Below are 12,974 nucleotides of genomic sequence, written 5' to 3' on the forward strand. Positions count from 1 at the left end.
TTCTATTCTCCTTGTATAAATCCGTGTCGGTAGAGAAAATCCCTATCGATACCTTTGTCTTTGTCCTTCATCAGAAAACTCTCCACGTATTTGCCGATAATATCCGTTTCAATATTGACTACATCCCGCAGGTTCTTTTCGCCTATTGTCGTTCGAGAAATCGTGTACGGAATTATGTTAACTGTAAATGTATTATCACGTTGTTCGTTGACTGTCAAGCTTATTCCGTCAATGGCCACAGAGCCCTTTTTCACGATATAACGGGCGAGCCCGCTTGCGAGATCGATGACAAGTCGCGTCGAATCGCCCGATCCCCCGAGCTCGAGGATCGTGCCTGTCCCGTCCACATGCCCCGTCACGAGGTGACCGCCGAAACGGCTCTCCGCGCTCATGGCCCGCTCAAGGTTCACCCGCTCGCCGACCCTTTTCTCTTTCAGCGTCGTCAACGTGAGGGTCTCAAGGGAAGCGTCGGCCGAGAAGATACCGCTACCCGTCTTTACGACCGTGAGACAGACGCCATCTACCGCTATGCTATCGCCTTCCCGGATTGTTGCCGCCTGAAGGGCCGTCTTGACGGTGAGTTGGGACCGGCCGCTCATCCTGTGGATATTGGAAATGACGCCTATATCTTCAATGATTCCTGTGAACATATCCTTCTATACAGATATCGTCTTTAAAGCGCTTGAGCGTCACAATGTCTATCCGGTAAGCATCCTTGAGAAAATCGATACCTTTGCCGCCGACGAGATTGAATGAGGCCTTACCGCCGATCATAATGGGGGCATAGAACAGAACGATCTTGTCGATGAGCCCTTCCTTGAGAAGGGAGCTGTTCACCTCTCCGCCCCCCTCAACGAGGACACTGACAATACCTCTTTTATACAATTCGTCGCAAATTTGAGCGAGCGATACCCTTCCATTTTCGTCTCTATGCACCCTGATGACGTCGATGCCCATGGATTTCAGCTTCGCCTCTTTATCGGGGCGTGCATCATCGCCGGTAAAGATCCACGTTGCGTACTTCTCTGAGGTTTTGACCATGTCACAGGCGAGTGGTATGCGGAGCTTTGAATCGAGGACGATCCTCACGGGGATTTTTTTAGGCCGGGTCATCTTTGGAATGAGAAGCGGGTTATCAGCGATGACCGTATTGATGCCGACCATAATCCCGTCCGATACGGAGCGCAGGCTGTCGGCGTGCTTTCTTGATTCTTCATTGGAAATCCATTTGGAGTCGCACGTCTTGGTAGCGAGCTTTCCGTCAAGGGAAACGGCCCCCTTCATCGTAAAGAAAGGTCTCTTGCGTTCCATTGAAACGATGAATGCCTCGTTGAGTCTCTTCGCCTCTTCCTCAAGCATGCCAACCTTTACTTCCATGCCCGCCTTTCGAAGCGTCTGCACGCCTCTTCCGTTCACCTGAGGATTCGGGTCAAGCATTCCGACGACGACCTTTTTGATACCCGCCTGAATGACAGCGTCCGTACAGGGCGGTGTCTTTCCCTGATGCACGCAGGGTTCAAGATTCACATAGAGCGTCGCACCCTTTGCCTCTTCTTTGGCATCATGGATAGCCGCCACCTCAGCATGGTGGCCACCCGATTTCTTGTGGTATCCCGTCCCGATGACTTTTCCGCCCTTTACCAGGACGGCGCCGACCATGGGGTTCGGGGATGTGGTACCAAGCCCTTTCCGGGCGAGCTTAAGAGCCATATGCATATACTGCTCATCTTTCACGTGAGATACCTCTTCAATTACTACAAGGCGCTTATGACCGGTGGGAATTTATTGAACACTTCGTAATGAGGCCCACCGCACCGCTCATCACTCTTCCTCCTCCTTTTTCAGAAGAAGGTCTTTCAATTCGCTCATGAATTCGTTGATATCTCTGAATTGCCGGTAGACAGAGGCGAAACGCACATACGCCACTTCATCAAGCTTGCGCAACTCCTCCATGACCATCGCTCCGATTTCAGAAGCCTTGATTTCCCGTTCGCCCTTTTCGAGAAGATTGTATTCGATCCGCGATACGATCTTTTCCAGGGCGGTCACACTGATAGGTCTTTTTTCACAGGCCTTCTTTAACCCATTCAGAATCTTTGTTCGGTCAAAGACTTCCCGCCTGTCATCTTTCTTGATAACGAGCGGAAGTCCCTCTTCGATCCTTTCCGCCGTTGAGAACCGCTTGCCGCACTTTAGGCACTCTCTCCTGCGCCTGATGGTATCCATCTCTTTGCTCAGTCTCGAATCGAGGACCTTGCTCTCCAAATCATCGCAGTAGGGACATTTCATGCCGTATCAAACACCTTTGTTCGCTCTTGGTTGCCGTTTAACCCCGGGCCTTTTGGACTTTGCCTTCTTTAGCCTGGAGGCGGGCGTGACATTTTCAGCACTGTTCAAGACAACCTTCTGAAGGACGATCGTTGATTCATCGATGAGCTTCATTGAAAGATCGTCGGGATAGCCATCAACGTAGAAGACCTTTTTGATCCCGGCATTGATGAGCATCTTGATACAGATTGAACAGGGCAGGTGGGTACAATAGAGGTCCGCCCCGTTTATTGACACCCCGTGGAATGCAGCCTGGATGATCGCATTCTGCTCGGCGTGTAACCCCCTGCACAACTCGTGTCGCTCCCCGGGGGCAATCTTCATTTGCTCACGAAGGCACGAAAGGTCCATGCAGTGCGTAAGCCCTGACGGCGCTCCGTTATAGCCGGTTGCAAGGATCCTCTTGCCTTTCACGATGAGGGCTCCCACGTTTCGTCTCAAACACGTTGATCTTTGAGCAACAATGCGGGCGATCCCCATGAAGTAGGAATCCCAATCAGGCCGGCCATTCTTCATATATCATAGATCCGGGAATAAAAAGGAAACTTCTTGCACAATGCCTTTACCGCGTCTTTTGTGTTCATCCGCAGCTCTATATTATGAATGTCCTTTAAGACCGTGTCGATAAATTCGCAAACGGTTTCCATCTCTTTTTCCTTCATACCGCGAGTCGTAACCGCCGGGGTCCCGATACGTATGCCGCTCGTCGTATTCGGGCTCTTTGTGTCAAAGGGGATGAGATTCTTGTTTATCATGATCCCGCTTTCTTCAAGGGATTCCTGCGCCTCTTTGCCAGTCACGTTCTTCGGTGTGAGATCCACAAGGAAGAGATGGTTATCCGTGCCTCCGGAGACGATCCGGTAGCCGCGGCCTTCCATGCATTTTGCCAGGTACTGAGCGTTCCTAATGATCTGCCGCTGGTATTCTTTGAATTCATTCGTCATCGCCTCTTTGAGTGCGACCGCCTTTGCCGCGATCACGTGCATAAGGGGGCCGCCCTGGATCCCCGGGAATATGGCTGAATCGATCTTCTTGGCGAATTCCTTGGTACAGAGGATGAGTCCGCCGCGGGGTCCTCTGAGCGTCTTGTGCGTTGTCGTCGTTACAAAATGGGCGTGAGGAACCGGGTTTGGATGAAGACCTGCGGCCACAAGGCCGGCGATGTGGGCCATGTCAACGAGAAGATACGCCCCGACCTCATCGGCGATCTCACGGAACTTCTCAAAGTCGATAATCTTTGAATAGGCGCTCGCCCCTGCGATCAAGAGTTTCGGTCTTTCCTTGAGCGCGATGCGCCTTATCTCGTCGTAATCAAGCATCTCATCTTTGGCCGATACCTGGTACGAAACGGACCGGTACCATTTCCCGGAAAAACTCGGAGCAGCACCGTGGGTCAAGTGGCCCCCGTGGGCGATGTCCATGCCGAGGACCGTATCTCCCCTGTCGAGCACGGCAAAGAACACGGCCATATTTGCGGATGAGCCCGAGTGGGGCTGTACGTTCGCGTGGTCCGCCCCGAACAGGATCTTCGCCCGCTCCATGGCGATGCTCTCGATTTCGTCCAAATACCTGCAGCCGCTATAATAGCGTTTCGAGGGATACCCTTCGGCGTACTTGTTCGTGAGAACGCAGCCCTGGGCTGCCAGAACATCTGCGTCTACGTAATTTTCAGAGGCTATAAGGATGAGGCTGTATTCCTCCCTCATGAGCTCCTGCTTTACAAGTTCAAATACTTTTTTGTCGTTTCCTTCGAGTTTCATGGCTTACCCATATGTGAGTTTTCCCAGGCTTCAATCTTTTCAATTCTTGCCTGATGCCTGCCGCCTTCAAAAGGAGTATCGAGCCAGGCCTTGACTATCTCTTCAGCAAGACCGCTCCCCGTCACCCTGCCGCCAAGCACGAGAATATTTGCGTCGAGATGGCGCCTGCTCTGGATCGCCGTATAGAGATCGAAAACAAGGGCGGCCCTCACGCCTTTCACCTTGTTGGCAACCACACTCATGCCGATGCCGGTCCCACAGACGAGAATCCCCTTGTCCGCCTCTTTTCGCGAAACTAACTCAGCCACTTTGAATCCGAAATCGGGATAATCCACGGAGGTTTCTCCGCTCGCGCCCACATCGGTCACGGTCTCTTGCCGCTGCAAAAGAACCTTCTTCACCTGTTCCTTGAGCTCAAAACCGGCATGGTCGGACCCGATGACAATCCTCATTGCGTAAATCTCCGAAAAATCAAAACACCATTGGTGCCGCCAAAACCAAAGGAATTGGAGAGCACGCAATCGATATGCTGTTTGCGCGCCTTGTTCGGCACATAATCCAGGTCGCAATCCGGATCAGGGGTCTCATAATTGATCGTCGGCGGACAGATATTGTCGCGCATGGCGAGCAGGCTGAAAATGGCTTCCACGGCCCCTGCGGCCCCGAGAAGATGACCAACCATGGACTTCGTAGAACTCACCGGTATTTTGTGTGCCCTGTCCTTGAATACCGCTTTTATTGCGATGGTCTCCGTATGGTCGTTGAGATCTGTGGAGGTCCCGTGAGCGTTAATATAGTCTACATCGTCAGGCGATAAGCCGCCGTCTTTAAGCGCCATATTCATGCACCGTATGAAGCCTTCGCCGTCGGGACAGGGAGCGGTAATATGATAGGCGTCACCGTTGTATCCGTAACCGACAAGTTCCGCATATATCTTTGCACCCCGTCTTTTCGCATGTTCGAGTTCTTCGAGGATCACAACACCCGCGCCCTCGGCAACAACAAAGCCGTCCCTGTTCTTATCGAAGGGACGCGATGCCCGCTCGGGTGCGTCATTTCTTGTGGAGAGCGCCTTCATGGCGTTGAATCCGCCTACCGTCAGCGGTGTGAGATTCGCTTCCGTGCCGCCCGCCACCATAACGTCCGCGTCACCATACTGGATGGCCCGTGCCGCATCGCCTATAGAATGGGCGCCCGTTGCGCAAGCCGTGACAATACTCAGGTTCGGCCCTTTCATGCCGTACTGGATCGCGATATGGCCCGGCGCTTCGTTTGCAATGAGCATGGGGATGAAGAACGGTGAAATCCTGCTCGGTCCCCTCTCGAGCAGAATACTATGATATTTCTCCAGTGTAGGGAGCCCTCCGAGTCCCGTGCCCACGATAACACCCACACGGTCGGCCTGCTCTCCCGCCATATCAAGCCTGGAATCTTCTACCGCTATCTTTGTGGCGGCAAGCGCGTACTGGATGAACAGATCGATCCTCTTTATCTCTTTGGGAGACATATAGTCTTCGGGGTTGAATCCTTTGACTTCACCGGCAAATTTTGTTTGGTGGGCAGCCGCGTCGAAACGGGTAATCGGGCCGATACCCGATTCGCCGTTTACAACCTTTTGCCATACACTATCTATACCGACGCCGAGCGGAGTGACAAGCCCGACACCTGTTACAACTACCCTTCGTTTCAAAACATCCACCTCATACGTTTATTTACCGGCAAGACGGTCCTCAATATATTTTATCGCATCCCCGACAGTGGCCATCTTCTCCGCGTCTTCATCGGGAATCTCGATGCCGTATTCATCTTCGAGCGCCATAATAAGTTCCACGATATCAAGAGAATCTGCCCCAAGGTCATCAATAAACTTTGCTTCCGGAAATACTTCCGATTCGCTAACCCCGAGTTGATCCACAATCATCTTTTTTACTTTTTCCATTACTGCTGACATTAAGCCACCTCCTGTTTTATTAAAAAATGCTGTCTCTGCACTTGCAATTACTTTTACATTGCTACATATGTAAACCCCCGTTAACGCTGATCACCTCCCCTGTTATATAATTTCCGTATGCTGAAAGAAGAAAGTATACCACATAAGCGACATCTTTTGCCTCGCCCAGTCTTTTGAGCGGAATCGCGTTAAACATTTCCTCTCTTGTTTTCTCGTCGAGCGCATCCGTCATCTTGGTCCGTATAAATCCCGGGGCGACTGCATTTACCCGTATGTTTCTCTCGGCGTATTCCTTTGCCACGCTTTTAGTAAAACCGATAATACCGGCCTTGCTCGCCGCGTAATTTGCCTGCCCCGCGTTGCCCATGATCCCGACGACGGATGAGATATTCACGATAGCCCCCCCGGTTTTCAGCATGTACCTTACCACACCCTTGGTGCACTGAAACACGCCTTTGAGGTTGATATCAAGCACTTTATCCCAGTCTTCTTCTTTCATTCTGAGAAGCAGGTTGTCCCGCGTGATGCCCGCATTGTTTACGAGGTTATCGATTTTCCCGAAATCTTTGGCGGTCTGGTCAATGGCCCCTTTTACCATGGCGGCATCGGCCACATCCACATGGTAGAATTCGCATTTTTTCCCCATGGCACGGATCTCTGTCACAATCTCGCTCGCTTCTATCACATCGAATATGGCTATATGACTTCCTTTTTCCGCGAGAAATTGTGCAATCGTCCGACCGATTCCCTGGGCCCCGCCTGTTATAATAGTGACCGCGTCAATCATACGAGTAACCCTTTCACCGTTTCAACATCTGCCAGTGATTCCACGCTCGCACAGGGAATCTGGGGAGCGATTCTCTTTACCAGATTTGTGAGTACCTTCTGGGGGCCCACCTCGACGAAGAGTTCTACGCCTTCGCCTATCATTCTCTTAACGGACGCCTCCCACAAGACCGGGGAGAACATCTGCCGGTATAACTTGTCCGGTACGCTATCTTTCTCACTTCCCGGTGTTGCGTCCACGTTGAAAACGACCGGCGTCGTCATATCAGCGCGGGGAATCTGCGTAAGTTCGATCATGAGCTTTTCTGCCGCGGCTTTCATGAGCGGGCTATGAAAAGGTCCCGACACATTGAGAAAGACCGCTTTCCGGTAAGCCCCTTTAAGCTTTTCTACCGCCTCTTTCAACGCCTGAGCATCCCCCGACAGCACCACCTGCTCGGCGGAATTGAGGTTCGCCGGCGTAGCCACGTAATCGTCGTGCGATATCTCTTGCAGGATAACTTCAACTTTCGTCATATCAGGACCGATAAGCGCCACCATGCCCCCCTTGCCCTTGGGACAGGCCTCTTCCATGAAAAGGCCTCTTTTCCGCGTGATGACAAGCGCGTCTTCAAGCGTGAAAAAACCGCTCGCAAGCAGGGCCGTATATTCTCCCAGGCTGTGACCGGCAACGAAAGACGGGGTGATGCCGGTTTCTCTTTTTAGCACCTGCCAGACCGTGTAGCACACGAGCAAAAGCGACGGCTGTGTATTGTAGGTCTGTCTCAGCTCTTCCTCTGGCGCCTTGAAACAAAGGTCGGTCATTGAAAAACCGAGCGCCGCGTCTGCGGCGGCATAGTATCCCTTCACAAAATCAAAACTGTCGTAAAGCGATTTACCCATGCCCACATATTGCGAGCCCTGTCCCGGGAAAATAATACCAACCTTCTTCATCTATGTCCTTTTGTTCTTGGCTTCTAATCTCAGACCAGAAAGAATCGTTTCTCTTTTATACGATTTCATTTCTCGTCTGTGAAATCTGAAACGCTATTTCTTCCGAGTGGCCGCGCTTTTGATCAGCTCAAGGCCGATAATATTCCTCTGGATCTGGTTCGTACCTTCATAAATCTGAAGTATCTTGGCGTCACGCATCATCTTTTCTATGGGGTACTCTTTCATATACCCGTATCCACCAAAAATCTGCAATGCGTCAACAGTCACCTTCATGGCCACATCACTGGGGAAAACCTTACTCATTGCGGATACTTTTGAGAAGTCCTTGGGGTTGCTGTCGATGTACCGCGCCACTGCGTACACGAGGGCGCGCGCCGCCTCAACCTGTATTGCCATATCGGCGAGCATATGCTGAACCGCCTGAAAACTGATGATCTTTCTGTCAAATTGTTCTCTTTCCTTTGCGTACTGTATTGCCGCCTCAAGCGCGCCATGAGCCACACCAACGCCCTGGGCGCCGATGCCGGGCCGGGTCCTGTCGAAGGTCCTCATGGTGAGGATAAACCCCATGCCTTCCCTACCTATAACATTTTCCTTCGGAACTTTGCAATCCTGAAACACGAGCTCCCGTGTCGCGGATGCCCTGATGCCAAGCTTGTTCTCCTTTTTGCCGAAGCTAAAACCTTCCATGCCTTTTTCCAGAATAAAGGCAGTGGCCCCTCTTCCACCCTTTGACCTGTCGGTCATGGCGATGACCGTGTAGATCTCCGCCTCACCACCGTTCGTTATCCATTGTTTGGTGCCGTTCAGGATATACTCATCTCCCACCTTCTTCGCTTCCGTTCTGATACTCTGGGCGTCGCTTCCGGCATTTGCCTCAGTAAGCCCGAAGGCCGCGAGCTTTTTGCCGCTCGCTATCTGGGAAAGATACTTCTTTTTCTGCTCCTCGGATGCGCCGAGCAGTATGGGATATGCGCCGAGAAGAGACGCCGCATAGCTCACCGAAACGCCGAGGCATGCCTTGCTCAATTCTTCCACGACGATACAGTTCTCGAACGATCCTCCGCCCATGCCGCCGTAAGCTTCGGGAATACTGACCCCGAAAAGGCCCGTCTCTGCACAATTCTTCATTATCGCCCAGGGGAATTGGCCAGTTTCATCAAGCTCCGCCCGTACCGGTACGATCTTCTCTTCGGCAATCCTTCGCGCTATTTTTTGAATGCTTTTCTGATCTTCAGTTAGAAAATAATCCATCTCCTATTTCTCCTTTGCCTTATCAAGTGATTGGTTGCCCAGCATTATCTCCTGGATAGACTCGTTTACGTTCTTTTCAGCAAACCGCTTCGCGAGCAGTATGGCATTACGCATGGCCCTCTCATTCGATTTTCCGTGGCAGATGATGCAGACACCGTCAACCCCGAGAAGGGCGGCGCCGCCCGTTTCCGCGTAATCCGACATCTTTTTGAGCGTCCCAAAGATATCCCTCAAGAGATAATAGCCGACTCTATATTTCAAACTCTTTACCACATGCTTCTTGAAAAAATTGAGGAAGAGCTCTGCTATGCCTTCGCTCACTTTGAGCGCTATATTCCCCACGAAACCATCCGTCACGATAACATCGACTTTTCCGTTGGCTATATCGCCGCCTTCCACGTAGCCGATGTAGTGTATGCCGGTGAGGTTCTTGAGCAACGCATGGGATTCGCGCGTGAGCTCGTTGCCCTTTGTCTCCTCCTCGCCGTTACTGAGCACGCCCACCCTGGGGGCCTGAATCCCCTGTACCACACGGGCGAAGGCCTCACCCATAAGAGCAAACTGGACGAAATGGGTCGGCTTACAGTCCACCGTGCCCCCGCCGTCGATGAGAATCGACAGTCTTTCTTTTATCGTGGGGTGAAGAACGGCGATAGCGGGTCGATCAACGCCTGCGATTCTGCCGAGCGTAAATGTGGCAAAAGCCATGGTAGCGCCTGAATTTCCAGCCGAGACCACGGCCTGGACGTCGCCGTTCTTGTGGAGCGCAAAGGCCTTGTTGATCGATGAGTCTTTCTTCTTTCGTAACACCGTGGAGGGCGATTCATCCATCTCTACAAAGACCGGCGTGTGGACGATATGTAGGCCTTTTGAAGTATGGATGAAGGGTTTCATCAGGGTTTCGTCGCCCACGAGGACGACTTCGGCAATCCCCTGGCTCGCTATGGCCTGAGCCCCCTGCACAATGGCTCGCGGGGCAAAGTCCCCTCCCATTCCGTCTACTGCAATTCGTATCACGCCCTTATTCTTCCTCTACGTCGAGATACTTCTTCCCATCGTACATGCCGCACTTGGGACAGACAACGTGCGGCGGTTTGGGTTCTTTGCAGTTGGGACATAGCACAACGCTCACAGGTTTTGCCTTGTAGTGAGTGCGTCTCTTGTCACGCCTTGTTTTTGAGGTTTTCCGTTTCGGAACAGCCATTGTTTACTCCTTATTAGTTTAGGAATGATTTTAGTTTTTCTCCGAGGAGGGTATCGGTTTTCTCGCTGCAACTGCAGGTTTCTAAGTTCCTGTTCTTTCCGCAAACGCCGCAAAGCCCCTGGCAATCTTCCTTGCAAACGGGTCTTACAGGCATGTTGAGGAGCACTTCGTCATAGACAAAAGGGTCGATGTCGATCTCGTCGCCGTCGTAGTAATATACATCCATGTCTTCGCCTTTGAGCTCAAACTCCGACGCCTCTGACGCCTCACTTCTCGGTGAAAGGCGTATATCCATATTTACCGTGAGAGACTGGGAGAATTCCTCCAGGCATCTCCCGCAGGTAAAGAGCGCCTCGACAACAATGGGACCCTCAAGTGTCACGAGATTATCGAACTTCCTCACCGTCAATTCGTAGGTCACCGGTGAGGCCACATGAAACTCGCTATTCTCTACGCTCATGAACTGAGAAGCCTCCATGCTGCCCCTTACCACCAAAGAATCATCTATTTCAGACAATTTGACTATCATAAGGCAGCCTTTTTTCGAGTCTGATAATATATGAGTTTAACATTGGATTGTCAAGGAAATTAACCTGTTGTAACTTTTACCTTTTCACGTAAGATTGCGCTAAATGTGGCGTAATCGAGAGCTAGAGCTATGACTTTTCTTCTGTCTTTTTCACCCTGGACGATCTGGATTTCCGATTTTCTTACGTTGAAACATTCCGCGAGGTATTCGATGAGCTCCTCGTTGGCCCGGCCGTCTCTCGGAAGCGACGTGAGCTTCACCTTGAGCTCGGGCCCGTCCGCGATTATCTCCCTCTTTCGCGCGTTCGTAATTACCTTTATGCTGATCTTCATGGGGAAATAACAAGGGGTATCAATGCATCCTTATTGCCATATCCGCGAGGCTCTTCACCAGAAACCTCTGGAAGAAAATGATGCAGAGCATAAGGATGAAGGGAGCGATATCCACCATGCCGACCCGTGTGGGAATTATCCTTGAAATCCGATAGGTTACCGGGTCGACAAGCCTGTTGAGCGTCCTCACAATGGGGTTATAAGGGTCGGGTCGAACCCATGAGAGCAAAACGCGCACAACGATCACCAGGAGGTAAATGTCGAGGAGCGTATCCAGGATGCTTGCAATCGCAGAAAAAAGATTCCCAACAATAAACAATCACACCTCCTCATGAAACATCATCGCATACCATGCCTTCCAGTGAGCCTAAAAGCAAATTCGCTTATCAGCCGGGGCCTGCCCTAGCCCGAAGCAGGCCGTCCTCCACGCCTTCTATTGTAACCTGAAGAAGACAATTTTCAAGTTTTTTCTCATAAGGGAGATAGAGTGGAAGATAATTATCCGTGTATCCCCGCATATATTTCCCTTTATATACCTTGCCTTCCGCTATGATCTGCACATCTGTCCCGATGAAGAGGCGGTAAAAGGCCTGTCTTTTCACCTGGTCAAGGCTTCTCAATTGGCCCACCCTTCGTTTTTTTTGCGCCTCCGGGACTTTCTCGTCCATCGCCCAGGCTCTGGTGCCGATCCGTGCCGAAAAGGGGAAAACATGGAGATAGTAAATTGGGGCGGACTCAACAAATGTTATGGTTTCCCTATATCGGTCTTCATCTTCGCCGGGGAAACCTGCGATCACGTCGAGGCCAATGCCGATACGAGGCATCTTCGCCGTGAGCCTCTTAATGAGGTCTTTCACGAAGGCGCTGGTATAACGTCTGCCCATGCGCTTCAGAATTTCATCAGAGCCGCTCTGGAGGGGAATATGGAGGCTCTTCATCACCTTGTCCGATCCCGCCATGATATCGACAAACTCATCATCGATGAACAGGGGGTCCACAGAGCTCATCCTGATCCGCGCAGGGGTCTCGCTTTCAATGAGGGCATTCAAGAGCCCCTTTAAGTCCATGTTTGTCTCATGATCACGGTATGCCGAAATTTCAATGCCGGTGAGCACTATCTCGTTGACGCCACCCTGCTTGAGGGCCTTCGCGATTTTAATAACCTCGTCAGCAGGCCTGCTTCTCGGGTTGCCTCGCGCGTAAGGCACCACGCAGTAGCTGCAGAAATTATCGCAGCCGTCCTGAATCTTCAAAAAAAAGCGCGTCTTGCCTTGAGGCAGGCTACCAATACGCGCGCTCTCAAGAGAAAATAGGTCGCGATCCGACCGGATCGGGCCGGCCTTCCCTAAGAGATCGGCAATACGAAACTTCTCCTCGTGGCCCAGCACGAGATCGGCGCCGAAAGCCCGCTCAGGGTAAACCTGGCCGTGGCAACCGGCGAGGATGATCAGCGCACTCCCGTTCTCTCTGCGGGCCCGGTTGATGAAACGCCTGATATCGCGTTCAGCGCCACCGGTTAACGTGCAGGCATTGACCACGATGAGATCGGCCCCCTTCAAGTCACTTTTTGTGAAACCGGCTTGAGTTAGCCCATCAGAGGCTACCAGGGAATCCCACTGGTTTGCCTTGCAACCCGTGGTATGGATAAAGTATTTCTTCACAACGCATTGGTATAGCAGATTTGGCAACAAAAGGAAAATTGGGGCAATGGGTCAGTTTCAGGTCAAACTGACACACTGCGAAAATCGGCGCGATTAGCGGGGGGATTGACGTTGCGCCTCACGCTCCGACGAATGACTTACACGCAAAATGCCGGCCGGACCAAAACGGCTAATCAAATCTCATTTGCTTTCCCATCCTGATGAGTGGTAATTCAATGGACCATACAATAATCAGC

The 12,974-nt window shown here is 51.6% G+C and carries 17 protein-coding genes; all 17 read right to left on the reverse strand.

What is annotated here, in order from left to right; all coding sequences use genetic code 11:
- Nucleotides 1-2: 2 nt before the first annotated feature.
- The 17 genes from VMT62_08875 to mtaB all read right to left on the reverse strand — a co-directional run bounded on the left by VMT62_08875 (nucleotide 3) and on the right by mtaB (nucleotide 12,738).
- Nucleotides 3-650, reverse strand: coding sequence for a riboflavin synthase (locus VMT62_08875; GenBank protein HVN96527.1), 648 nt, complete (start codon nucleotides 648-650; stop codon nucleotides 3-5).
- Nucleotides 631-1,734 carry a bifunctional diaminohydroxyphosphoribosylaminopyrimidine deaminase/5-amino-6-(5-phosphoribosylamino)uracil reductase RibD gene (gene ribD, locus VMT62_08880; protein ID HVN96528.1) on the reverse strand — a complete coding sequence of 368 codons (1,104 nt, stop codon included), beginning with the start codon at nucleotides 1,732-1,734 and terminating at the stop codon, nucleotides 631-633. Before ribD ends, VMT62_08875 begins: the two co-directional genes overlap by 20 nt.
- Nucleotides 1,735-1,821: 87 nt before the next feature.
- On the reverse strand, nucleotides 1,822-2,289 hold the full coding sequence (nrdR, locus tag VMT62_08885) for a transcriptional regulator NrdR (GenBank protein ID HVN96529.1): 468 nt from the start codon (nucleotides 2,287-2,289) through the stop codon (nucleotides 1,822-1,824).
- Between the two features lie 6 nt (nucleotides 2,290-2,295).
- The gene (locus VMT62_08890; GenBank protein HVN96530.1) at nucleotides 2,296-2,844 is read right to left on the reverse strand and encodes a cytidine/deoxycytidylate deaminase family protein; all 549 of its coding nucleotides are present in this window, start codon (nucleotides 2,842-2,844) and stop codon (nucleotides 2,296-2,298) included.
- Complete coding sequence (gene glyA, locus VMT62_08895; protein HVN96531.1) at nucleotides 2,841-4,088, reverse strand: serine hydroxymethyltransferase; 1,248 nt, start codon at nucleotides 4,086-4,088, stop codon at nucleotides 2,841-2,843. Before glyA ends, VMT62_08890 begins: the two co-directional genes overlap by 4 nt.
- Nucleotides 4,085-4,540, reverse strand: coding sequence for a ribose 5-phosphate isomerase B (gene rpiB / locus VMT62_08900; GenBank protein ID HVN96532.1), 456 nt, complete (start codon nucleotides 4,538-4,540; stop codon nucleotides 4,085-4,087). The genes glyA and rpiB overlap by 4 nt, the downstream gene beginning before the upstream one ends.
- Nucleotides 4,537-5,778 (reverse strand): beta-ketoacyl-ACP synthase II, encoded by a 1,242-nt coding sequence (gene fabF, locus VMT62_08905; GenBank protein HVN96533.1) that lies wholly within the window; start codon nucleotides 5,776-5,778, stop codon nucleotides 4,537-4,539. Before fabF ends, rpiB begins: the two co-directional genes overlap by 4 nt.
- Before the next feature lie 18 nt (nucleotides 5,779-5,796).
- Complete coding sequence (locus VMT62_08910) at nucleotides 5,797-6,039, reverse strand: acyl carrier protein (protein ID HVN96534.1); 243 nt, start codon at nucleotides 6,037-6,039, stop codon at nucleotides 5,797-5,799.
- 61 nt (nucleotides 6,040-6,100) lie between these two features.
- Complete coding sequence (gene fabG, locus VMT62_08915) at nucleotides 6,101-6,826, reverse strand: 3-oxoacyl-[acyl-carrier-protein] reductase (protein ID HVN96535.1); 726 nt, start codon at nucleotides 6,824-6,826, stop codon at nucleotides 6,101-6,103.
- Nucleotides 6,823-7,758 (reverse strand): ACP S-malonyltransferase, encoded by a 936-nt coding sequence (gene fabD / locus VMT62_08920; GenBank protein ID HVN96536.1) that lies wholly within the window; start codon nucleotides 7,756-7,758, stop codon nucleotides 6,823-6,825. Before fabD ends, fabG begins: the two co-directional genes overlap by 4 nt.
- Before the next feature lie 93 nt (nucleotides 7,759-7,851).
- The gene (locus VMT62_08925; protein ID HVN96537.1) at nucleotides 7,852-9,012 is read right to left on the reverse strand and encodes an acyl-CoA dehydrogenase family protein; all 1,161 of its coding nucleotides are present in this window, start codon (nucleotides 9,010-9,012) and stop codon (nucleotides 7,852-7,854) included.
- 3 nt (nucleotides 9,013-9,015) lie between these two features.
- Nucleotides 9,016-10,029 (reverse strand): phosphate acyltransferase PlsX, encoded by a 1,014-nt coding sequence (gene plsX / locus VMT62_08930; protein ID HVN96538.1) that lies wholly within the window; start codon nucleotides 10,027-10,029, stop codon nucleotides 9,016-9,018.
- Nucleotides 10,030-10,033: 4 nt separating this feature from the next.
- A complete protein-coding gene (gene rpmF, locus VMT62_08935) occupies nucleotides 10,034-10,216 on the reverse strand; it encodes a 50S ribosomal protein L32 (GenBank protein ID HVN96539.1) in 183 nt (60 codons plus the stop codon).
- 13 nt (nucleotides 10,217-10,229) lie between these two features.
- Nucleotides 10,230-10,745, reverse strand: coding sequence for a DUF177 domain-containing protein (locus tag VMT62_08940; protein HVN96540.1), 516 nt, complete (start codon nucleotides 10,743-10,745; stop codon nucleotides 10,230-10,232).
- 59 nt (nucleotides 10,746-10,804) lie between these two features.
- Nucleotides 10,805-11,077 carry a DUF167 domain-containing protein gene (locus VMT62_08945; GenBank protein ID HVN96541.1) on the reverse strand — a complete coding sequence of 91 codons (273 nt, stop codon included), beginning with the start codon at nucleotides 11,075-11,077 and terminating at the stop codon, nucleotides 10,805-10,807.
- 19 nt (nucleotides 11,078-11,096) lie between these two features.
- Nucleotides 11,097-11,396: a YggT family protein gene (locus VMT62_08950; GenBank protein HVN96542.1), complete on the reverse strand. Its 300-nt coding sequence runs from the start codon at nucleotides 11,394-11,396 to the stop codon at nucleotides 11,097-11,099.
- A 67-nt stretch (nucleotides 11,397-11,463) separates the two neighbouring features.
- The gene (gene mtaB / locus VMT62_08955) at nucleotides 11,464-12,738 is read right to left on the reverse strand and encodes a tRNA (N(6)-L-threonylcarbamoyladenosine(37)-C(2))-methylthiotransferase MtaB (protein ID HVN96543.1); all 1,275 of its coding nucleotides are present in this window, start codon (nucleotides 12,736-12,738) and stop codon (nucleotides 11,464-11,466) included.
- Between the last annotated feature and the right edge of the window lie 236 nt (nucleotides 12,739-12,974).

The sequence above is a fragment of the Syntrophorhabdaceae bacterium genome (assembly GCA_035541755.1).
GTDB lineage: Bacteria > Desulfobacterota > Syntrophorhabdia > Syntrophorhabdales > Syntrophorhabdaceae > PNOF01.